At 62.0% G+C, this 22,349-nt stretch carries 20 protein-coding genes; 11 read left to right on the forward strand and 9 right to left on the reverse strand.

The window, feature by feature from the left end; genetic code table 11:
* Window positions 1-65 precede the first annotated feature (65 nt).
* From RND78_RS05385 to RND78_RS05395, 3 genes are read left to right on the forward strand one after another with little or no spacing between them, the layout of a single operon-like run.
* Window positions 66-314, forward strand: a complete 249-nt coding sequence (locus RND78_RS05385) for a PP0621 family protein (RefSeq protein WP_312726670.1) — start codon at window positions 66-68, stop codon at window positions 312-314.
* Window positions 298-1,860, forward strand: a complete 1,563-nt coding sequence (locus RND78_RS05390; RefSeq protein WP_312726672.1) for an ATP-binding protein — start codon at window positions 298-300, stop codon at window positions 1,858-1,860. The genes RND78_RS05385 and RND78_RS05390 overlap by 17 nt, the downstream gene beginning before the upstream one ends.
* A 2-nt stretch (window positions 1,861-1,862) precedes the next feature.
* Window positions 1,863-3,203 (forward strand): sigma-54 dependent transcriptional regulator, encoded by a 1,341-nt coding sequence (locus tag RND78_RS05395; protein WP_312726673.1) that lies wholly within the window; start codon window positions 1,863-1,865, stop codon window positions 3,201-3,203.
* On the opposite strand, the gene thiO is transcribed toward RND78_RS05395, so the two are convergent.
* Window positions 3,204-4,307, reverse strand: a complete 1,104-nt coding sequence (gene thiO / locus RND78_RS05400) for a glycine oxidase ThiO (RefSeq protein WP_312726675.1) — start codon at window positions 4,305-4,307, stop codon at window positions 3,204-3,206.
* A 97-nt stretch (window positions 4,308-4,404) separates the two neighbouring features.
* Here thiO and RND78_RS05405 point away from each other — a divergent pair, with 97 nt between their 5' ends.
* The 7 genes from RND78_RS05405 (at window position 4,405) to RND78_RS05435 (ending at window position 11,846) form a co-directional block, all read left to right on the forward strand.
* Window positions 4,405-4,929 (forward strand): GspH/FimT family pseudopilin, encoded by a 525-nt coding sequence (locus tag RND78_RS05405; protein ID WP_312726677.1) that lies wholly within the window; start codon window positions 4,405-4,407, stop codon window positions 4,927-4,929.
* Between the two features lie 106 nt (window positions 4,930-5,035).
* Window positions 5,036-5,512, forward strand: coding sequence for a GspH/FimT family pseudopilin (locus RND78_RS05410; protein ID WP_312726679.1), 477 nt, complete (start codon window positions 5,036-5,038; stop codon window positions 5,510-5,512).
* Between the two features lie 5 nt (window positions 5,513-5,517).
* On the forward strand, window positions 5,518-5,982 hold the full coding sequence (gene pilV, locus RND78_RS05415; protein WP_312726680.1) for a type IV pilus modification protein PilV: 465 nt from the start codon (window positions 5,518-5,520) through the stop codon (window positions 5,980-5,982).
* Window positions 5,979-6,998, forward strand: a complete 1,020-nt coding sequence (locus tag RND78_RS05420) for a PilW family protein (protein ID WP_312726681.1) — start codon at window positions 5,979-5,981, stop codon at window positions 6,996-6,998. Before pilV ends, RND78_RS05420 begins: the two co-directional genes overlap by 4 nt.
* Window positions 6,995-7,468 (forward strand): PilX N-terminal domain-containing pilus assembly protein, encoded by a 474-nt coding sequence (locus tag RND78_RS05425; RefSeq protein ID WP_312726682.1) that lies wholly within the window; start codon window positions 6,995-6,997, stop codon window positions 7,466-7,468. The genes RND78_RS05420 and RND78_RS05425 overlap by 4 nt, the downstream gene beginning before the upstream one ends.
* A 188-nt stretch (window positions 7,469-7,656) precedes the next feature.
* The gene (locus tag RND78_RS05430) at window positions 7,657-11,391 is read left to right on the forward strand and encodes a PilC/PilY family type IV pilus protein (RefSeq protein ID WP_312726684.1); all 3,735 of its coding nucleotides are present in this window, start codon (window positions 7,657-7,659) and stop codon (window positions 11,389-11,391) included.
* Window positions 11,391-11,846 (forward strand): type IV pilin protein, encoded by a 456-nt coding sequence (locus tag RND78_RS05435; RefSeq protein WP_312726685.1) that lies wholly within the window; start codon window positions 11,391-11,393, stop codon window positions 11,844-11,846. The genes RND78_RS05430 and RND78_RS05435 overlap by 1 nt, the downstream gene beginning before the upstream one ends.
* Before the next feature lie 18 nt (window positions 11,847-11,864).
* On the opposite strand, the gene ispH is transcribed toward RND78_RS05435, so the two are convergent.
* The 6 genes from ispH to murJ form a co-directional block, all read right to left on the reverse strand.
* Window positions 11,865-12,809, reverse strand: a complete 945-nt coding sequence (gene ispH / locus RND78_RS05440; RefSeq protein WP_059231434.1) for a 4-hydroxy-3-methylbut-2-enyl diphosphate reductase — start codon at window positions 12,807-12,809, stop codon at window positions 11,865-11,867.
* A 34-nt stretch (window positions 12,810-12,843) separates the two neighbouring features.
* The gene (gene fkpB, locus RND78_RS05445) at window positions 12,844-13,290 is read right to left on the reverse strand and encodes an FKBP-type peptidyl-prolyl cis-trans isomerase (RefSeq protein WP_059231431.1); all 447 of its coding nucleotides are present in this window, start codon (window positions 13,288-13,290) and stop codon (window positions 12,844-12,846) included.
* Window positions 13,283-13,786 carry a signal peptidase II gene (gene lspA / locus RND78_RS05450; RefSeq protein WP_312726688.1) on the reverse strand — a complete coding sequence of 168 codons (504 nt, stop codon included), beginning with the start codon at window positions 13,784-13,786 and terminating at the stop codon, window positions 13,283-13,285. The genes fkpB and lspA overlap by 8 nt, the downstream gene beginning before the upstream one ends.
* Complete coding sequence (gene ileS / locus RND78_RS05455) at window positions 13,779-16,613, reverse strand: isoleucine--tRNA ligase (protein WP_312726690.1); 2,835 nt, start codon at window positions 16,611-16,613, stop codon at window positions 13,779-13,781. Before ileS ends, lspA begins: the two co-directional genes overlap by 8 nt.
* A 1-nt stretch (window position 16,614) precedes the next feature.
* Window positions 16,615-17,562, reverse strand: coding sequence for a bifunctional riboflavin kinase/FAD synthetase (gene ribF / locus RND78_RS05460; protein WP_312726692.1), 948 nt, complete (start codon window positions 17,560-17,562; stop codon window positions 16,615-16,617).
* Between the two features lie 92 nt (window positions 17,563-17,654).
* Complete coding sequence (murJ, locus tag RND78_RS05465) at window positions 17,655-19,193, reverse strand: murein biosynthesis integral membrane protein MurJ (RefSeq protein WP_312726693.1); 1,539 nt, start codon at window positions 19,191-19,193, stop codon at window positions 17,655-17,657.
* Between the two features lie 351 nt (window positions 19,194-19,544).
* Here murJ and rpsT point away from each other — a divergent pair, with 351 nt between their 5' ends.
* Window positions 19,545-19,823 (forward strand): 30S ribosomal protein S20, encoded by a 279-nt coding sequence (rpsT, locus tag RND78_RS05470; RefSeq protein WP_058760758.1) that lies wholly within the window; start codon window positions 19,545-19,547, stop codon window positions 19,821-19,823.
* Window positions 19,824-19,919: 96 nt separating this feature from the next.
* Here rpsT and proB read toward each other — a convergent pair whose 3' ends face one another.
* Together proB and cgtA are read right to left on the reverse strand one after the other, a co-directional pair.
* On the reverse strand, window positions 19,920-21,038 hold the full coding sequence (proB, locus tag RND78_RS05475; protein ID WP_312726696.1) for a glutamate 5-kinase: 1,119 nt from the start codon (window positions 21,036-21,038) through the stop codon (window positions 19,920-19,922).
* 15 nt (window positions 21,039-21,053) lie between these two features.
* The gene (gene cgtA / locus RND78_RS05480) at window positions 21,054-22,265 is read right to left on the reverse strand and encodes an Obg family GTPase CgtA (RefSeq protein WP_312726699.1); all 1,212 of its coding nucleotides are present in this window, start codon (window positions 22,263-22,265) and stop codon (window positions 21,054-21,056) included.
* Between the last annotated feature and the right edge of the window lie 84 nt (window positions 22,266-22,349).

The following is a 22,349-nucleotide window of genomic DNA, read 5'->3' on the forward strand; positions in this document are numbered from 1 at the left end:
CGGCGCGCTCCCGCCGCCGGGCCGCCCTGCTAAACTCCCCCATCATTTACGCCGCGAGATCGTCCATGGGTCTGCTTCGCCTGCTGTTGTGGCTCGTCCTGCTGGGCGCGCTGTTCTGGATGGTCAGACGCTGGTGGCGCGGCAAGACACGACCGCAGGCCAACCAGGCGCGACCGCTGCCGCCCAATCCCATGGTGCGCTGTGCCCATTGCGGGGTCCACGTGCCGCAGGAGCGGGCACTGCCCGACGGCGACAACCAGCGCTGGTACTGCAGCGCCGAACATCGCCGGTTGCAGCATGAGCCGCGAAACTGACACGAGCCTCCTGAGAGCCGAGGCGGTCCTGCGGCTCTACCACCTCTACCGCATCGTCATCGGCCTGGCGCTGGTCGTGCTGATTTCCAGCGATCTGGACCAGCAGTGGCTGCGTACGGTGGACGGCCAGCTGTTCCGCCAGTCCAGCTGGGCCTATCTCGCCATCAACATCGCCCTGGCGGCCACCCAGCACTACTGGCGCGGCCATGCGTTCGTCCTGGCGTTGATCGACATCCTGGCCTTGGGCGGGCTGTTCTTCCTCGCGGGAGGGATCGCCAGCGGCATGGGCAGCCTGCTGGTGGTGACCGTCGGGGTTTCCAATGTCCTGATCCGCGGGCGTCGCGGCCTGCTGATCGCGGCCCTGGCCGCCATCGCCCTGCTGCTCGCCACCACCTATCTCGATATGCGACGCGGTGATGGCGGCATTGGCTACGTGCAGGCGGCTGGCCTGGGGACACTGTGCTTCGCCACAGCACTGCTGGTGCAGTGGCTGGTGCGGCGCCTGCTGGACAGCCAGGCCCTGGCCGAGACACGCGCCACCGCCGTGGCCGAACTGGAAGCGCTCAACGCCCTCATCCTCGAGCGGATGCGCACCGGCATCCTGGTGTTCGATACCGAGTATCGGGTGCTGCTGGCCAACCCCGCCGCCCGGCGCCTGCTCGGGGTCGACGACGATACCGCCATCACCCCGCTGACCTCGGGGCTGGCCCAGCGTCTGGAAGAGTGGGAGCGCAACCCCAGCATCCGCCCCGCAACGCTGCGCGCCTATGCCAATGGTCCCGCGTTGCAGCCGACCTTCGCCCGCCTGCAACAGGGTGAGGGCGAGCGCATCCTGACCTTTCTCGAAGATGTCTCGCGAATCGCCCAGCAGGCGCAGCAACTCAAGCTCGCCTCCCTCGGCCGCCTGACGGCCGGCATCGCCCACGAGATCCGCAATCCGCTGGGCGCCATCAGCCACGCGGCGCAACTGCTGCAGGAATCCGAGGAGCTGACCACACCGGACCGGCGCCTGGCGCAGATCATCCAGGACCAGTCGCGGCGGATGAACCGGGTGGTGGAAAACGTCCTGCAACTTTCCAGACGGCGGCAGTCGGCCCCCCAACTGATCGACCTGCGCTACTGGGCCCACCGTTTCGCCGGCGAGCTGCGCCCTACCCTGCCCGCCGGCCAGACGCTGCACGTCAAGACCGAACCTGGCACCCTGCAGACCCACATGGACCCCCACCAGTTGGGGCAGATCCTCACCAACCTGGTGCAGAACGGCCTGCGCTACAGCGGCACCGGCCAGGTCTGGCTCAGCGTCTATCGCGATCCCGAGAGCGATCTGCCCATCCTCGACGTGGTGGACGACGGTCCGGGGGTCGCCGCCGAGCAGCTCGACCACCTCTTCGAGCCCTTCTTCACCACGGAGAACAAGGGGACCGGGCTGGGCCTGTATATCTCCCGTGAGCTTTGCGAAAGCAATCAGGCCAGACTTGGCTATCATCCCCTGGCGAACGGCAGCTGTTTTCGCATCACCTTCGCCCATCCCCGCACAATGAGCTGAGCATGGCCAGACAGAAAGTCCTGATCGTCGATGACGAACCCGATATCCGCGAACTCTTGGAAATCACCCTCGGCCGGATGAAGCTCGACACTGCCAGCGCCAAGAACATCGCCGATGCGCGCGCCATCCTCGAGCGGGAAAGCTTCGACCTCTGCCTGACCGACATGCGCCTGCCCGATGGCTCCGGCCTCGAACTGATCCAGTTCATCCAGCAGCGCCTGCCACAGTTGCCGGTGGCCATGATCACCGCCTTCGGCAGCCTGGAAACCGCCGTCCAGGCGCTCAAGGCCGGTGCCTTCGACTATCTCACCAAGCCGGTGGACCTGCCGCGCCTGCGCGAGCTGGTGGGTACCGCCCTGCGTCTGTCCGGCCCTGCCAGTCCGGCCGCCGGCGCCAGCGAGACGCAACTGCTCGGCGAGTCGCCGCCCATGCAGGCCCTGCGCACCCAGATCGCCAAGCTGGCGCGCAGCCAGGCGCCGGTCTACATCAGCGGCGAATCGGGCAGCGGCAAGGAGCGCGTGGCACGCCTGATCCACGAACAGGGTCCCCGTGCCGGCAAGCCCTTCGTCCCGGTCAACTGCGGGGCCATCCCCTCGGAATTGATGGAGAGCGAGTTCTTCGGTCATCGCAAGGGCAGCTTCACCGGTGCCATCGAAGACAAGCAGGGCCTGTTCCAGGCGGCCCAGGGCGGCACCCTGTTCCTCGACGAGGTAGCCGACCTGCCACTGCCGATGCAGGTCAAGCTGCTGCGCGCCATCCAGGAAAAGGCCGTGCGTCCGGTAGGCAGTCAGCAGGAGATCAGCCTCGACGTGCGCATCCTCAGCGCTACCCACAAGGATCTCGCTGCGGAAGTCGCCGCCGGCACCTTCCGCCAGGATCTCTACTACCGCCTCAACGTCATCGAGCTGCAGGTACCGGCCCTGCGCGAGCGCCGTGAAGACATCGGCGCGCTCGTCAGCCACATGCTCCATCGCCTGGCACGAGATTCCGGACTCGCCCCGGCGACGCTTGGCGAGGATGCCCTGGCCAAGCTCAAGAGCTACCGCTTCCCGGGCAACGTCCGCGAACTGGAAAACATGCTGGAGCGCGCCTATACCCTCTGCGAGGGCGACATCATCCGGCCGAACGACCTGCGGCTGGCCGATGCACCTGCCACGACCGCCAACGGCGAGGCCAGTCTGGCCAACATCGCCAATCTCGAAGACCATCTGGAATCCATCGAACGCCAGCTGATCATGCAGGCGCTCGAGGAAACCCGCTGGAATCGCACCGCCGCCGCGGAACGCCTGGGTCTGTCGTTCCGCTCCATGCGCTACCGACTGAAGAAGCTCGGCATCGACTGATCACCCGAGCCTCAGCCGCGTGCCTAGCGCATAGGGCGCCGGATCGATGATCGGCGTGCGTTCGGTGAGCAGATCGGTCAACAGCTGGCAGGAGGCCGGTGCCAGCACCAGGCCGTTACGATAGTGCCCGCAGTTGAGCCACAGCCCGGACAGCTCCGGCACCGGCCCGATGAAGGGTACGCCATCCGGCGACCCTGGCCGCAGTCCCGCCCAATGCCCCACCGGCGCCTGGCCGGCCAGCGCCGGCAGCAGCTCGGCGGCCGAAGCCTGCAGACTGGCCAGCGCCTCGGCGGTCGGCGTCTTGTCGAATTCGGCGTGCTCCAAGGTGCTGCCGATGAGGATATGACCATCGCGGCGCGGAATGGCGTAGCGTCCCTTGGCCAGCACCATGCTGCTCAGATAACCCACCGGCTGCCGATAGAGCAGCATCTGGCCCTTGACCGGATTCACCGGCACCGCCAGGCCCAGGGTGCGCAGCAACTCGCCGCTCCAGGCGCCGGCACAGACCACGACAGACTCGGCATGGATGGCCTCGCGCGCCGTCTGCACCCCTGTTACGCGCTCACCCTGGCGCAGGAAGCCTGTCACTGGCGACTCGCTCAATAGCGTCACGTTGGGCATGCGCAACAGGGCTTCGCGTAAGGAACGCACCAAGCGCGGATTGCGCACATTGGCCACCCCGGCCATGAATACCGCGCGCTCGTAGCCAGCCCCCAGCACCGGTACCCGACCGCGCACCTCGTCCATCGACACTGACGAGAGCGGCCTGACGTTGCGCCGGGCCCATTGCAGCGCCTCGGCCTCGTCCTCCAGGTCCAGCCAGTACAGGCCGGTCACCTCGACCTCCGGATCGATGTCCGTTTCCTGCCGCAGGCGTTCGCCCAACACCGGATAGAAATCCTGGGACCAGTGCGCCAATGCCGTCACGGCAGGTTGATAGCGCCATGGATAGAGCGGCGAGACGATCCCGCCACCCGCCCAGGACGCTTCCCGTCCAGGCTCGCCCCGCTCCACCAACACCACCCGCCGACCGCTCAAGGACAGGTGATAGGCCGACAGCAACCCGATGGCACCGGCCCCTACCACAGCCACATCGAAACTCACGTCACACCTCTAGCACCTTGGAATTGACTCGCCAGCACAACGACATTACATGGCTTCTGCGGCCAGGAAGGCCGGAAGACTACGCAAGGACGTCGACATGGCACACCGCAACGCGCGAGGCGTCAGCCTCTTCGAACTGCTCATCTGTCTCAGTGTACTCGGCATTGTCACGGCGCTGGCGGCGCCTGCGTTCGGCGAACTGCTGCAACGTAACCGCCAGCAGATCGCCATCGAACATCTGAGGGAAACGGTCAACTTCGCCCGCACCGCCGCCATCACCAGAAAAAGCACGGTTTCCATCTGCCATGCGCCAGCGGATACCTGCGAAGCCACCAGCCTCTGGTCGGCCGCGATGCGCGTCTTTCCCGATCTTGATCGTGATGGGCTGCAGTCCGCCGAAGAGGCGACGCTGCTGGTCAGCGAACTGCCGGAAGGCCTGCACTGGCGCTGGAACAACTTTCGCCAGCAGCCCCATCTCACCTTCCTGAGTAACGGCACCACCGATTCCCTGAATGGCAGCTTCATCCTCTGTCGGGGCGACGCTCCGCTCGCCCGCCTCGTCCTGAACAAAGCCGGACGGATCGAACCGGCGAATCTCCGCGAGAGCGATCGCTGCGCTTAAACCCGCGTACCAGACACCTTGCTCTTTCGACCGGACATCCGTAGCCAGCTACTCCCTAGCAGCAGAATCCCCCATGCTACGAATCCCAACATGGCGAATGTCGACGATGCGTACCCAGTACGGTTTCACTCTTATCGAAACGATGGTAGCGATCGCCATCTTGGCGATCGTGATCAGCATCGCCGCGCCGTCCTTTACCCGCATGCTGCAAAGCAATAGAGCGGCGGTCATGAGTAACGAGCTGCTAGGTGCCTTGCAAATGGCTCGCTCCGAAGCCCTGAAGCGACGAATGGACGTCATGCTGTGTCGCCGCAACGTGGCAGGTAACGCCTGTGAGAATGGAACCGACTGGACGGCAGGCTGGCTACTGATCCAAGGCAACAATGTCATTCGCGCGTGGGAGCCTACCACCGGCATCGTCTTGACAGGGGTCAATAGCGGTGTGACTTACCACAGCAATGGCATGACCTCCATTGCCGATCCACAAGCCTTCAGCGTCAATACCGCAACTTGTCGCCGTGCCATATCAATGGTTCTTACCGGCAACGCCTTCGTCAATCAGAACGGCTGCCTATCACCATGAGACCCATGCAGAAACAAACAGGCGCCACCCTGATCGAAGTACTGGTGGCCATGGTCATCCTCGCTATCGGTCTACTCGGGCTTGCCGGGCTGCAAACCGTCAGCGTCCAAAGCAACCATGGCGCCTACTATCGCTCCCAGGCCACGATCCTAGCCAACGACATGGCAGAGCGTATGCGCGCAAATCGCGCGGCAGCCCTAGCTGGAAACTATACGATCAGTAGCTTTCCAGACTCGTCTAGCAGCAATGCGTTGAGTAGTGATTCCGTTCAACGGGATCGTGCGCAGTGGTTGAATACTCTGGCGACGACCCTACCACAAGGCACAGGCACCATAGTGACCGATGGCAACATCGTCACCATCAGCATTCGCTGGGAAGATGCACGCGCCCGGATAAAAAGTGCCAACGAAACCGCCGAGCAGGCCGAAGCGAACCGTTTGGAAACCTTCGCCTACAGGACCCGCCTATGAAAGCCCGGCTTCCTCGCCACCAAGCTGGCCTTTCCATCATCGAACTCATGATTGCCCTGCTCTTGGGTTTGCTGCTCATGGGCGGTGTGATGCAGGTTTTCCTTTCATCTCGCCAGACATATCAGACCAACTCGGCGCTATCACAAGTCCAGGAAGCAGGACGCTTCGCCTTGGATTTTTTAGCCTATGACTTGAAAAACGCAGGCTATGGGGGCGAATGCATCTCCGCAAGGCCAGTTGATAGGACGCCCGCTACCCTCCCTAAAAACGACTTACGTTACGAACTCGGATCAGGTATCGAAGGCTGGAACGGTACAGACGAAACCAACGTACCCAGTTGGCTGAATACCCTTTACATAGATCCCGCCAAACACAGTACCGGCACCGACCTCATCCTGCTCAAGCATGCCGCCGGTGCGACCGGCATCGAACTAGCCAATCCCGTAGACAATGGCGCCACTATCCTTACGGCAACGGCAGCAACCGGGCAGCCGCCAGGTAGTTTGCTGGTGATTTCCGATGCTGCCGGCTGCACGCTTTTCGTCAATCAGAATGCAAGCACCGACACAACACTTTCGACGCCGATCACGATGAACCGTGCCTATCCGCGCACGGCAATCGTTTCCAGCTATCAAAGCACCCTGTATTACATAGGTCCCAGCAACATCTCTGCCGATATTCCAGCGCTACGCCGAATCCGCTATCTGTCTTCGAGCACCTTCGCGGCCCTGGAAGTGGATGAAGAACTAGTCACCGGCATCCAAGACCTGCAGATTCAATATGCCCAAGGCGACGCCACCGGGCAAATCACGGGCGACTATCACGATGCTCAGTTGATCACCGACTGGTCCTCGGTGATTTCGGCACAGATCAGCCTGATCGCGGTGAGTCGAGATACTCGCGCCGTGGTGCCGAATCAGCAGTTCACCTTTCGAGGCAATAACGTGACCTTGGCAAATGGCCGTCTGGGTCAGGTCTTCACCCAGACCGTCAGCATCCGGAATCATCTACCATGACCCCACCCTCGGTAAGCGGGCAGCGCGGCGCCGTTTTGATCGTCACCTTGGTGATGCTCCTTCTCATGACCCTTATTGCCCTTGGCAGCATGAGGGGCACAACGCTTCAGGAGCGTATGGCGAGTAATAGCCGCGACCAGAGCCTGGCTTTCCAGTCCGCTGAAATGGCGCAACGACAGGCTGAAGCCTTCGCTCGCACCAAGGGTGTCAGCGACTGGCAAAACACCGCTCAGACGACTGCTTGGAGTAACGCGGATGCTCTGCAGGACCTCCCCTACCAAGCTCGCTATCGCATCAATCCTCTACCTGGCATAGAGGTTAGCGCGATTGGCGGAGACCAGGGCATCAAGCCGATCGAGACCAGTGTGCTTCGCATCGAGACCCAAGGCGCTGGCGCGGCCAGTGACAACTCAGCTACGCCCACTGCCAGCACTCAGGTTTCCGTGAATACCATATTCGTCAGGCAATAGGCAGTCGGAGAAAGATCATGCCTTCTCGCTCAAGGTTTCTGCAGTGGAACGCGCCTACGGTAATACTGCTACTGTCGCTTGCTGGCACAGGTAACGCAGTCGTCTCGCAGACACCCTTAGCAGTGGGCGGAGACATCCCGGGCAGCCTGGCGTTGGTACCCTCAGTGGAATGGCCCACAGTTCTCTCCGTGGCCAACCTCTACAGTTACAGCTCCAATAATATCTACAGCGGATACTTCGACTCGGACAAGTGCTACACCTATGCACTGGGTAGCACGCTGGACAACAGTTGGTTCAATCCCGTGAGCGCGGCCAGTGCCCGTCGCTGCAGTGGCGCCAGGCAATGGAGCGGCAACTTCCTCAATTGGGCGGCCACACCCACCATCGATCCCTTTCGTAGCGCTCTGACGGGCGGCGCCAGAGTACGGGACGAAGTTGGCCTTACCGTTCTACAGAAGGCTCGCCACAGCGGGCAAAGCTCCGCGGGCAACCGCTTAAATAGCGATCAGGGACTACTTCCTCAGTCCGAGATAGCCGGCGCGACTCCTTTCGCCGCAAATTGGGGTAGCTTCTACGTCCGTCTTGAAGACCAAGGTTTCGACATGCTGTTTTCCAACTGGAACGACCGAATCGGTGGTGGTGGATCTGCCGACTATGGCGCTGGAAACAACATGTCTAGCGTTTGGGTCAATCTGGACCCGAACAACAGCAGTCAGTGGAATGGAGATCAGCTCAGAGCGGACTACACTACCAGCAATGCTAGGAATGCCACTCGATACAGTGTTTATCGGGTGAGGGTTCAGGTTAAGGTATGCGACCCCAGCATTGGTCTCGAAAGTAACTGCAAGAGGTACTCGACAAGCAACTACAAGCCAGAAGGTCTTCTACAGCAGTATTCTGACAAATTGCGCTACTCGGTATTCAGCTATTTGAACGATTCCAGTGCCACTCGTGATGGGGGCGTTTTGCGAGCGAACCAAAGCTTCATCGGTCCTTTGAAGCCAGACCTCAGTAGCAACTCCACGCGAGCCGAGTGGGATCCGCAAACCGGCATTCTGGTACGTAACCCTTCAAGCGGCGAGGCATCGGCAACCGGCAACGGCGTGGTAGACAGCGGCGTCATAAACTACCTGAACAAGTTCGGCTCGATGCCTTACGCTCCAAACAGCTATCTGAAACTGAAAAGCAATGACCCGGTAAGCGAGCTTTACTACACTGCTCTGCGTTATTTTAAAAATCAAGGCAACATACCTGCCTACAGCAACTTGAGCGGATCGAGCGACACTGACAGATATGCTCAAGCAGACGGTTTTCCTGTAGTCACAAATTGGCGGGACCCTATTACCTACTCCTGCCAGAAAAATGTCATTCTTGGTATTGGCGACACCAACACCTGGAACGATAAAAACCTTCCCGGCGGCGTCACTTCTTCGGGTGGAGAACCCGCTACTCCACCGCAGGTCTCCAGCGATACCTCGGTGAACGTGGAAACAGCAACGCAGAAGGTTGCCAGCCTCGAAGATATACCTATCAGCACGCCCTTCACGGGCCGGGGAAACTCCGCTTACATTGCTGGCCTTGCCTACGACGCCCATACCCGAGATCAGCGTAGCGACAAAGCCGGCAGCCAAACGATTTCAACCTACTGGATGGATGTTCGAGAAGACCAAACATTGGCTGGGCGCAGATCGAATCAATACTGGCTGGCGGCAAAATATGGTGGTTTCACCGTACCGAATCAGTTCTCGAGCAGCTCGGCTACTTCAGCCGCCATTGCAGATGACATGTGGTGGACTAACGGGGAAACCTTGTCGACCGGAGATAAAAGACCCGACAATTTTTTCGTTGCTAGTGATGCTCCCAACATGATCAAAGGGCTCAAAGCAGCCTTCGCCAAGATTGCCCAGGAATCCACTAACTCTACCGCTTCGCTGGGTACCAACGGCCAGCAATTCGACACGGGTAGTGGCGTCTTCCAGTCCCTTTTCGAGCCCAAATTCTGGAGCGGCGACCTGGTCGCAAAGAACCTGACCACGACGGGTTTTAGTGCTTCCAACCTCTGGAGTGCAGCCACTAAACTTGATGCCGCTCAGGCATCGAGCCGCAAGATTTTCACTAGTAACACCCTCGTAGCCCAGAGTGGGAATACGTACTCTCTCGCCACTGCTCAAGGTGTCGACTTTCTGTGGGCAAGCCTCGACGAGGCGGGTAAGGCAGCTCTACAGAGAACCTCGACTGACTCAGTAAGTGTCGGTGCTACAGAGGGAGAGCGACGCCTGAACTATCTACGCGGTGAGCGCAGTCAAGAGTCTGTCAGTAGTAATCCATTGCGAAAACGCAAGAGTCGGCTGGGTGACATTGTCAACTCCGATCCCCTCTATATTGGCAAGCCTGACTATGGCTATAACCGCCTTACCGGCTCTGTTTGGGGTACTGCTGGAGACGCCTACCTAACTTATCGGCAAAGCGCAGCGTACCAGGGCCGCAAAGCATTGGTAATCGTTGGTGCCAACGATGGCATGCTGCATGGCTTCGATGCAGGCCTAGGAGAGGGGGGTGGCACTGAGCTGTTTGCCTATGTTCCTCGTATGCTAATGGGCGAACTTTATCGCCTCGCTGATCCAAATTACGTCCACCGGTATTACGTGGATGGCCCGCCCGGTGCTGGCGATGCATGGATCAACGGCAGCTGGAAATCACTGGTCGTAGGTACGGCTGGTGCAGGTGGAAACACAGTCTTCGCTCTTGACGTCAGTGATCCGAGCAATATGGGGGCGTCGAAAGTGCTTTGGGAGTTCTCCGCGCCAGACATGCGCTATCCCATCCAACAGCCTACCCTAGTCCCCTTGGAAAACGGCAAATTTGGCGTGATCGTCTCCAGTGGCTTTAGCGATAGCACCGTCAGCCAAGGCACTATCTGGATTCTCGATGCCGCCAATGGCAGCGTCATCAAAACCTTCACCCTTTCCACCACGGGCGGTCTGGGGGAGCCTCTTGCCATCGATACCAATAGTGATCGGGTCGCAGACCGACTCTATGTGGGAGATACCGTTGGAAATATCTGGCGCTTCGATCTTAGAGGCACAGATCCTGTCAATTGGGATGCTCCAGCCAACCTCAAGAACTCGCAAGGCATCCTGCCATTGTTCACTGCAAGAGCAGGTAATAGTACCAGCAACCCGGTGCAACCCATTACCGCCCCACTAAAGGCAGCGCTAAATAGCGATGGTAACACCATCGTACTCTTCGGTACCGGAAGCTATTACCAAATCGGAGACAATGAAGTACCTGCCACCCCCCGTATGGAAACCTATTACGGCCTCATTGATAAAGGTAGGCAGATAAATCGCAGCGACTTGGTTGAGCAAGCAATCATTGCGCAGCAAACGGTCGCGAACAATCGGCGTGCACGAGCAGTAACCTCTATAAACGTACCTACCGAAAAATCCGGATGGTACATTGATCTGGTTTGGAAAAGCGCTAATGGCGGAGCAGGCACTCTAACCAGTGAAAGAGTAGTCTCTCGATCCCTATTGAAGAATGGCGTACTGATCTTCAACACCATTACGCCCAATACGGACCCGTGCAGTGGCGGCGGTACAAGCTGGACGATGACGCTTGATGTCCTCACCGGTGGCGCCTTGAAATTCACTTTCTTCGACTATAACGGCGATGGTCGCTTGGACGCTGGTGACTACAAGACTCTGAGTGATGGTACCAAAGTACCGTTCTCCGGGATTTTGAACGATGAAAGCGGAATGACCAAGACACCTGCCATCTTGAGCGGAGGCGACCTCTCTAGTGGCCAACAGGGTCAGCGCTTGCGAGTATGCTATTCAACCGCTAGCGGATCTGCCACCTGCGATGATGCGCAGAATTTAATGGGCGGCTCCAAGCGCCTAAATTGGCGAGAGATCAGATAATGACTAAGACTCGAGCGGCATCCCCCGCACATTTGCATGGCTTCACCCTCATCGAAATAATGGTTGTAGTGGCCATTGTTGGAATTCTTGCCGCCATTGCCTATCCGTCTTACTCAGAGTACGTGCGCCGAGGAAATAGAGCTGATGCCCAAGCGTCCCTGATGGAGTTGGCGCAGTTCATGGAGCGCAACTATACCCGGACCGGTCGTTATACGCAGGATGCGGCCGGCAATACGGCTCCCGTGCTGCCGTTCCTTACCTCACCTAAAGACGGTAACAGAGCCATTTACGATTTGAGTCTGGCTACCGTGACGACGACCACCTACACCCTTCAAGCTACCCCGCGCGCGGGTGGCGCCATGGCGGGCGACCGATGCGGCAATCTGACGATCAACAACACCGGTTTGCGAGGCCAAACCGGTACCGCCAACAACGCCGACTGCTGGCGCCGCTAGGGCGCCAAAGGTTCAGTCCTAGACGGCCTTTACCCTGAGTTCCCGCGGCAGGGTGAAGGTGATGTTCTCCGGTTCGCCTTCCAACTCAACCTCACCGGTGGCACCCCAGCTCTGTAGCCGGTCGATGACGCCGCGGACCAGCACCTCGGGGGCCGAGGCGCCAGCGGTGACGCCGATGCGTTGTACACCTTCGAACCAGCTCTGCTGCATATCCTCGGCACCATCGATGAGATAGGCCGGGGTGCCCAGGCGTTCGGCGAGTTCGCGCAGGCGGTTGGAGTTGGAGCTGCTGGGGCTGCCCACTACCAGCACCACGTCGCTCTCCAGCGCCAGGGTCTTCACGGCGTCCTGGCGGTTGGTGGTGGCGTAGCAGATGTCGTTCTTGCGCGGGCCATTTATGTGCGGAAACTTGGCGCGCAGGGCGTCGATCACCTTGCGGGTGTCGTCCATCGACAGGGTGGTCTGGGAGACGTAGAACAGGGCTTCGGGGTTGCGCACCTCGAGTTTGGCCACGTCTTCCTCGTCTTCCACCAGGTAGATGGCACCACCGGCACGATCGTCGTACTGGCCCATGGTGCCCTCCACTTCCGGATGTCCGGCGTGGCCGATGAGGATGCATTCCTGGCCGTCGCGGCTGTAGCGCGCCACTTCCATGTGCACCTTGGTCACCAGCGGGCAGGTGGCGTCGAAGACCTTGAGGCCCCGCTCGGCGGCCTCGCGGCGCACGGCCTGGGAGACGCCGTGGGCGCTGAAGATGAGGATGACGTCATCCGGTACGTCGGCCACGTCCTCGACGAAGACGGCACCGCGGGCACGCAGGTTGTCGACCACGAACTTGTTGTGCACCACTTCGTGCCGCACGTAGATGGGCGGGCCGAAGACGTCCAGCGCCCGGTCGACGATGTCGATGGCGCGGTCCACGCCGGCGCAGAAGCCGCGGGGATTGGCGAGCTTGATCTGCATAGGCTCCTCTGCCCGCTTCACGGGCGGCGGTAGATCAATGGGAGACGGCAGGCTCGATGGCCAGGATTTCCACGTCGAAGGTCAGCACACGGCCAGCCAGCGGGTGGTTGAAGTCGATGATGACCTGCTCGTCGTCGAAGCTTTTGACCACGCCAGGCATCTCGCCACCGGCGGCGTCGCTGAAGATGATCAGCAGGCCTGGGGACAGCTCCATGTCGCTGAAGTCGTCGCGCGTCATGGTTTGCAGGTTACCGTCGTTAGGCTGGCCGAAGCCGCGCTCCGGCGGGATGGTAAGACTGGTCTTGGCGCCGGCCTCGAGGCCGAACAGTGCCTGCTCGAAACCGGGCAGTAGGTTGCCATCGCCCACGGTAAAGGTAGCGGGCGCCTTGTCGAAGGTGCTGTCCACCACGTCGCCGTTCTGCAGCTTGATGGCGAAATGCAGGGTGACCCGGGTGTCCGGGCCGATGGTGATCTCAGCCATGGGCTTCCTCGGGCTTCTTCTTGCGGAACATGTCCAAGGCCAGCATCACGGCACCGACGGTGATGGCACTGTCGGCCAGGTTGAAGGCCGGGTAGTACCACTCCTGGCGCCAGTGCACCAGGATGAAGTCGATGACGTGGCCAAGCACCAGGCGATCATAGAGATTGCCCAGGGCACCGCCGAGGATCAGCGCCAGGGCGATGGCGGTCCAGGTGTCGTTGCGCAGGCGCTTGAGCCAGATCACCAGCACCACGCTCACCACCGCGGCGATGCCGGCGAAGAACCAGCGCTGCCAGCCGGAGTGGTCGGCCAGGAAGCTGAAGGCCGCACCTGGGTTGTAGGCCAGGGTCCAGCTGAGGATATCCGGAATCACCGGCACCTTCTGGTAGAGCGACAGATTGGCCTGGAAATAGAGTTTGGTCAGCTGATCCAGCAGGATCACCACCACGCTCAAGGCCAACCAGGGCAAGGCGCCGAAGCGCTGGGCATCACGCATGCTCGCGCACCTCACCGGCGCCATAGACGTTGGTCACGCAACGTTCGCAGATCTCCGGGTGCTCGGCGTGCTGACCGACGCTGTGGCTGTGATGCCAGCAGCGGGCGCACTTGGGCGCCTCGGACTTGCGCACCATCAGCTTGAGGCCGCTCAGCTCGCTGGACACGGCGCCTTCCGGTGCCTGTTCCAGCGGCTGCACGGCGGCCTGGGAGGAGATCAGCACGAATCTCAGCTCGTTGCCCAGGGCTTCCAGCACGGTCTGCAGGGCGCTGTCGGCATAGAGGGTGATCTCCGCCTGCAGGCTGCCACCCAGGGTCTTGGCGGCACGCTGGTTCTCCAGCTCCTTGTTGACCACCGCCTTGACCGCCATGACCTGATCCCAGTAGGCGCGATCCAGCGACGCGCCTTCGGGCAGGGCGAAGAGGCCGTCGTACCAGGTGGCCAGCATCACCGATTCCTCTCGCTCGCCCGGCAGGTACTGCCAGATCTCGTCGGCGGTGAAGGACAGGATGGGCGCGATCCAGCGCACCAGGGCCTCGGCGATGAGGTACAGCGCGGTCTGGCAGGAGCGCCGCGGCAGGCTGTCGGCACCTGTGGTGTACTGGCGGTCCTTGATGATGTCCAGATAGAAGCCGCCCAGCTCCTGCACGCAGAAGTTGTGCACCTTCTGGTAGACGTTGAGGAAGCGGTACTCGGCGTAGGCCTGCTCGATTTCCTTCTGCAGCAGCAGGGCGCGATCCACGGCCCAGCGGTCCAGGTCGATCATGTCCTTGGGGGCGATGCGATTGACCGCCGGATCGAAGCCGGACAGGTTGGAGAGCAGGAAGCGCGCGGTGTTGCGGATGCGGCGATAGGAATCGGCGCTGCGCTGCAGGATCTGATCGGAGACCGCCATCTCGCCGGTGTAGTCGGTGGAGGCGACCCAGAGGCGCAGGATGTCGGCGCCCAGGCTGTCGATGACCTTTTGCGGGGCGACCACGTTGCCCAGCGACTTGGATTGCTTGCGGCCCTGCTCGTCCACGGTGAAGCCGTGGGTCAGCAGCTCCTTGTAGGGCGCATGGCCATCGATGGCGCAGCCGGTCAGTAGCGAGGAATGGAACCAGCCACGGTGCTGGTCCGAACCTTCCAGGTAGAGATCGGCCACCGGACCCTGCTGGTGCGCCAGCTCGGCATGGGAGCCGCGCAGCACGTGCCAATGCGTGGTGCCCGAGTCGAACCAGACGTCGAGGGTGTCGCGGCTCTTGTCGTACTGGCCGGCTTCGTCGCCGAGCAGCTCGGTCGGATCCAGCTTGAACCAGGCTTCGATGCCCTCGCGCTCGACGCGCTGGGCGACCTCTTCCATCAGCTCGACGGTACGCGGATGCAGCTCGCCGCTTTCCTTGTGGGTGAAGAAGGGAATCGGCACACCCCAGTTACGCTGGCGCGAGATGCACCAGTCGGGACGGCCGGCGATCATGCCGTGCAGCCGCGCCTGGCCCCAGGCCGGGACGAACCGGGTCTGCTCGATGGCTGCCAGGGAGCGCTCACGCAGGGTGGCGCCTTCGTTGGGCTGTTTATCCATGCCGACGAACCACTGGGCGGTGGCGCGGTAGATCAGCGGGGTCTTGTGCCGCCAGCAATGCATGTAGCTGTGGTTGATCACCTCATGCTTGAGCAGGGCGTTCACCTCTTCCAGCTTGGCGACGATAGCCGGATTCACCTTCCAGATGAACTGGCCACCGAACAGCGGCAGCGATTCGGCGTAGACGCCGTTGCTCTGTACCGGATTGAGGATGTCGTCGTTGTTCAGGCCGTATTGCTTGCAGATGCGGAAGTCGTCTTCGCCATAGGCGGGCGAGCAATGCACGATACCCGTGCCCGCGCTCAGCTCGACGTAGTCGGCCAGGTAGATAGGCGACAGTCGCTCGTACAGCGGATGACGGAAGTTGATCAGGTCCAGCGCCACGCCAGGCGCAGTGGCGATCAGCTCGCCCTGCAGGCCGTAACGCGCCAGGCAGCTCTCGACCAGCTCCTCGGCCAGCAGCAGCAGGCGATCACCGACGTCCACCAGCGCATAGGTGAACTCGGGATGGACGTTGAGCGCCTGGTTGGCCGGAATGGTCCAGGGGGTGGTGGTCCAGATGACGATGGCCGTGGCCTTGGGCAGCTTACCCAGGCCGAAGGCGGCCGCCAGCTTATCCGTATCGGCAACGGGGAAGGCCACGTCGATGGCATCGGATCGCTTGTCCTGGTACTCCACCTCGGCCTCGGCCAGGGCCGAGCCGCAGTCGAAGCAGAAGTTGACCGGCTTGAGGCCCTTGAACACGAAGCCGTTCTTGACCATCTCCGCCAGGGCGCGGATCTCGCCGGCCTCGTTGGCGAAGTTCATGGTCAGGTAGGGATTGCTCCAGTCGCCGAGCACGCCCAGGCGGATGAAGCCGGCCTTCTGCTCTTCGATCTGCTCGCTGGCATAGGCGCGGCAGCGCTCGCGGGTCAGATCCGCCGGCTGGTTCTTGCCGAAGGTGGTCTCCACCTTGTGCTCGATGGGCAGGCCATGGCAGTCCCAGCCCGGCACATAGGGGGCATCGAAGCCGGCCAGGGTCTTGGAACGGGTGATGATGTCCTTGAGGATCTTGTTCAGCGCATGACCGATGTGGATGCTGCCGTTGGCATAGGGCGGACCGTCATGCAGGATGAAGGTCGGCCGGCCCTTGCCGATGGCGCGCAGCTTCCCGTACAGGTCGATGTCCTGCCAGCGCTTGAGCGCTTCCGGCTCGCGCTGCGGCAGGCCGGCTTTCATCGGGAATGCCGTTTCCGGCAGATTGAGCGTCGCTTTGTAATCGGTCATGTCAGTCCAGGCTCGTTGACGGTTGCCCCTGCCAGAAGGCGCGGGCCGTGGCGACGTCCGCTTCGATCGCCGCCTTGAGGGCCTCCAGAGAGGCGAATTTCTGTTCGTCGCGGACCTTCTGCACGAAGGTCACGCTGAGGTGGCGACCATAGAGGTCACCGGCAAAGTCCAGCAGATGGATCTCCAGATGCGGACGACCATCGCCCTGCACCGTGGGTCGCTGGCCGATGTTGGCCACACCCGGTACCACCCGCCCATCGATCAGGCTGCTGACCAGGTAGACGCCGCGCAGCGGCGGCCGACGACGCTTGAGCTGGACATTGGCGGTCGGCCAGCCCAACTGGCGCGCCAGCTTCTGGCCGTGCAATACCCGGCCCGAGAGGCTGTAGGGCCGGCCCAGCATGCGCTCCGCCAAGCCCAGATCACCCTCGGCTAAGGCCTGGCGGATCAGGGTACTGCTCACCCGCAGGCCATCCAGCTCGACGGTGGTGGCAGCTTCCAGGGTGAAACCGTGGTCGCGGGCGGCGAGGTTCAGGTAGGTGAAGTCACCGGCGCGGTCGCAGCCAAAACGGAAGTCATCACCGATCTCCAGGTGCTTCACGCCCAGACCGTCTACCAGTACCTGCTGGACGAAGGCCTCGGCGGACAACTCGCGCAGCCGGCGATTGAAGTTCAGGCACAGCACGTTGTCGACGCCCAGGCGGGCGAAGCACTCCAGTTTCTCGCGCAAGCGGGTCAAGCGCACTGGCGCCACGTCAGGCAGGAAGAATTCGCGCGGCTGGGGTTCGAAGATCACCACGCAACTGGGCACACCGAGCTCCGCCGCCCGCTCACGCAACCGCGCGAGGATGGCCTGGTGCCCCAGGTGAACCCCGTCGAAGTTGCCGATGGTGGCAACGCAGCCCTTGGGCAGGGCATCGAGATGATGGAGACCGCGAAACAGCTGCATGGATAGGGATTGCTCAGAAATTAATCGATTATATCTGGATGCCCGCGCCGAGGACAGGCGCACGCCCCGGCTTCGTGCAATCCTCCGGCGGGCTAGATCAGCGCCTTCCGGTTGAAGTCCCGCAGGCGGAAGCCGAGCAGGAAGAGGCTGGCGAAATAGGCCAGCACACCCGCCGCCACCAGGGCGCCCAGACGCAGCAGGCGCTGCCACATCAGGCCTTCGCTCCAGCTGGGCAGCAGTTGCATCAGGCCGAACAGCACCGCACTCATCACCACCACGGCCACCAGCAGGCGCAGCAGGAAGCTCGACCAGCCGGGCTGGGGGATGAACAGGTTATGGCGACGCAATTGCCAGAATAAAAGGCCCGCGTTGAGACAGGCCGCCAGACCGATGGACAGGGCCAGGCCGACATGCTGCAGCGGGCCGATCAGGATCAGGTTGAGTACCTGGGTCACCACCAGGGTAAAGATGGCGATCTTCACCGGCGTCTTGATGTTCTGCTGGGCATAGAAGCCGGGCGCCAGCACCTTCACCAGGATGATACCGAGCAGCCCGACGGCGTAGGCGACCAGTGCTCGCTGGGTCATCAGGGCATCGTGGGCATCGAAGCGGCCGTACTGGAACAGCGAGACGGTCAGCGGCTCGGACAGTAGCGCCAGGGCAGCGGCGCAGGGCAGTACCAGCAGGAAGCACAGCCGCAGGCCCCAATCGAGCAGCCGTGAGTATTCCTGGCGATCGGCCTTGGCATAGGTGCGCGACAGCGCCGGCAACAGGATGGTCCCCAGAGCCACCCCCAGCACCCCGGAGGGCAACTCCATCAGCCGGTCGGCGTAGTACATCCAGGACACCGAGCCGGCGGCCAGGAAGGAGGCGAAGATGGTGTTGATGATCAGCGAGATTTGGCTGACCGACACCCCGAGGATCGCCGGCCCCATCTGTTTCATCACCCGCCAGACGCCGCTGTCGCGCAGATTCAGCCGAGGCAGCACCAGCATGCCGATGCGTTTCAGGTGCGGCAACTGATAGAGGAATTGCGCCAGGCCACCCACCAGCGTGGCCCAGGCCAGGGCCATGATCGGCGGGTTGAAATAGGGCGTCAGGAACAGCGCGAAGACGATCATGCTGATGTTGAGCAGCGTCGGCACGAAGGCCGGTACGCTGAATCTGTTCCAGGTGTTCAGCACCGCACCGGCCAGGGACGCCAGGGAGATCAGCAGGATGTAGGGAAAGGTCACCCGCAGCAGATCGGACGTGAGGGCGAATTTTTCCGGCGTATCGGCGAAGCCCGGCGCGGTGATCCAGATCACCAGTGGTGCCGCCAGCATGCCCAATACCGTGACCACCGCCAGTACCAGGGTCAGCAGGCCACTGACATAGGCCAGGAAGGTACGGGTGGCCTCCTCGCCCTGCTGGGCCTTGTACTCGGCCAGGATGGGCACGAAGGCCTGGGAGAAGGCGCCTTCGGCAAAGATCCGCCGCAAGAGGTTGGGCAGCTTGAAGGCGACGAAGAAGGCATCGGTGGCCATGCCGGCGCCGAAGGTACGGGCGACGATGGTGTCACGGACGAAACCCAGCACGCGGGACAGCATGGTCATGGAACTGACGGCGGCCAGGGACTTGAGCAGATTCATGAAGGGACTCGATGGCGAGGGAGCACGGCGGCGACCGCAGATCCGAATCAATGGCGACGAATTAAGCAGTTATTGACGGTGAAGGCTCGTGCCTGGGGAACTGATCGACCCACTCACCGAGCGGCCCGCCAGCCAGGCACCGGCGATTTAGCCATATAGTGGTCGAATTAACCGTATATTGACGGCTCGCGAGTGTAACCATCCCGCAAGGTGACGACCAGTCGGATATCCCTCCCAACGCCCTTGACAGGCGCCCCCAGGGACGTCAAGATTCGCGACCTTAATTTAGCTCTGTACTTGCTACAGAGTTCGCTCTGTACCTAATACAGTCTTTTTCGAAGGAGCTCCACGGTGGCTAACTCCCCCTCCGCCAAAAAACGCGCCAAACAGGCTGAGAAGCGTCGCAGCCACAATGCGAGCCTGCGCTCCATGGTGCGTACCTACATCAAGAACGTCGTCAAGGCGATCGAAGCCAAGGACCTGGAAAAAGCCAAGTCCGCTTACGTTGCTGCCGTTCCGGTCATCGACCGCATGGCCGACAAGGGCATCATCGACAAGAACAAGGCCGCTCGTCACAAGAGCCGCCTGAACGCGCACATCAAGGCCCTGGCTATTCCCGCCGCTGCCTGATAAGCGTTCGAATAAAAAACCGGCCTAGGCCGGTTTTTTATTGCCTGGGATTTGGCGTATCCGGCACTCCCGCAAGAGCACCGGATACATCAGGCATCAGACCAGAACCAGATTGTCTCTGTGGATCAACTCGGGTTCGTAGACGTAGCCCAGCTCGACGACGATGGCATCGGACGGCCGCCCCAGGATCCGGCGCGCCTCGGCCGCACTGTAGTTGACCAACCCCCGCGCCACCTCGCGCCCATCGGGCCCAACGCAGGCGACCATCTCACCGCGACGGAAGCTGCCTTCCAACTCCTGCACACCCACCGGCAGGAGACTGCGATGCCCACCCACCAGAGCCTGGACCGCACCCGCATCCAGCCGCAGCGTGCCGCGCACCTGCAGGTGCCCCGCCAGCCATTGCTTGCGTGCCGCCACCAGACCACGTTCAGGTGACAGCAGGGTACCCAGTTGCTCGCCCTGCTGCAGGCGACTGAGCACCTGCTGGATACGCCCACCGACAATGACGGTATAGGCACCGGAACGCGCGGCCAGGCGCGCAGCACGCAGCTTGGTCTGCATGCCACCGCGCCCGAGGGCGCCACCCGTGCCGCCAGCGACCAGATCCAGGGCCGGATCGTCGGCCCGCGCCTCGCTGATGAGGCTGGCGTCGGGATTGCTGCGCGGATCGGCGTCGAACATGCCGTCTCGGTCGGTGAGGATCACCAGCAGGTCGGCCTCGACCAGGTTGGCCACCAGGGCGGCCAGGGTGTCGTTATCGCCGAAGCGGATCTCGTCGGTGACGACGGTATCGTTCTCGTTGATCACCGGCACCACACCCAGATCAACCAGGGTGCGCAGGGTACTGCGGGCATTGAGGTAGCGCTTGCGATCGGAGAGGTCGTCATGGGTGAGCAGGATCTGCGCGGTCTGCACCCGATGTTCGGCGAAGCTGGACTCCCAGGCCTGCACCAGCCCCATCTGCCCTACCGCCGCAGCCGCCTGCAACTCGTTGATGGCGGTCGGGCGCTGCGCCCAGCCGAGCCGGCTCATGCCGGCGGCCACGGCGCCCGAGGACACCAGCACCAACTCGATACCCGCCTGGTGCAGGGCCACCATCTGCTCGACCCAGCCAGCCATGGCCCCACCATCCAGACAACGGCCGTCGTCAGTCAGCAGGGCACTGCCGATCTTCACCACCCAACGCTGGGCGCCAGACACCTGATCACGCATGGGCAAGCTCCTTTCTTACCGTACGTAAATGATTTCCGGACCGTCGCCGTCATCTTCGTCATCATCGAAGTCGTCGTCTTCGTCCACCGCCTTGACGCCCGAGCGGCGCAAGGCACGCTGATCATCCAGCGCCTGCAACCGCGCCCGCGCCTCGTCCTCGATCCGCTGATCGAGTTCCTGCAGGGCTTCGGCGTAGGCCGGATCCTCGGCGATGCGCAGGGAGCGCTCGTCCAGGTACTGCATGATCGCCTGGCAGAGCGCCTCGGTGCCTTCGCGCTCCAGCGCGGAGATGACGAAGACCGGACCTTGCCAATCCAGGCGCTCGACGACCGCCTTGAGGCGCTCGTCGCGTTCCTCGTCGAGCAACTGGTCGGCCTTGTTCAGCACCAGCCAGCGATCACGCTCGGCCAGCGACGGGCTGAACTTGGTCAGCTCGTTGATGATGGTCTCGGCCGCTTCGGCCGGATCGCTCTCGTCCAGGGGCGCCATGTCGACCAGGTGCAGCAGCAGCCGGGTCCGCGCCAGGTGCTTGAGGAAGCGAATACCCAGACCGGCGCCTTCGGCGGCCCCCTCGATCAGCCCGGGAATGTCGGCGACCACGAAGCTCTTGAAGCGCCCCACGCTGACCACGCCCAGGTTGGGTACCAGGGTAGTGAAGGGATAGTCCGCCACCTTGGGCTTGGCCGCCGAAACGGCACGGATGAAGGTGCTCTTGCCAGCATTGGGCAGGCCGAGCAGACCGATGTCCGCCAGCACCTTGAGCTCCAGCTTGAGATCGCGCTCTTCGCCGGGCTTGCCGGGCGTGGTCTGCCGCGGCGCGCGGTTGGTGCTGGATTTGAAACGGGTATTGCCCAGGCCGTGCCAACCACCCTGGACGACACGGATGCGCTGGCCCGGCTGGGTCAGGTCACCGATGATTTCCTGGGTCGCCGCGTCGATCACCGTGGTACCTACGGGTACCGGCAGCACCAGGTCTTCACCCTTGGCGCCCGTGCACTCGGTACTGCCGCCCTTCTCACCGTTCTGCGCGGTGAAGCGGCGGGTGTAACGATAATCGACCAGGGTGTTCAGGTTGATGTCGGCTTCGAGCCAGATCGAACCGCCATCGCCGCCGTCACCGCCATTGGGGCCACCCTTTTCGATGAATTTCTCCCGACGGAAACTCATCATGCCGTTGCCGCCGTCACCCGCTTTTACGTGTATGGATACTTCATCGACGAATTTCATCTGGACCTCCCGCGCTCGCGGGCCGCTGCAAACAAGGAAATAGCTTAACTACAAACGAAAAAGCCCCGTCGGGTAGACAGGGCT

Origin of the sequence: Pseudomonas oryzihabitans, assembly GCF_032027545.1 — a bacterium.
Classification (GTDB): domain Bacteria; phylum Pseudomonadota; class Gammaproteobacteria; order Pseudomonadales; family Pseudomonadaceae; genus Chryseomonas; species Chryseomonas oryzihabitans_F.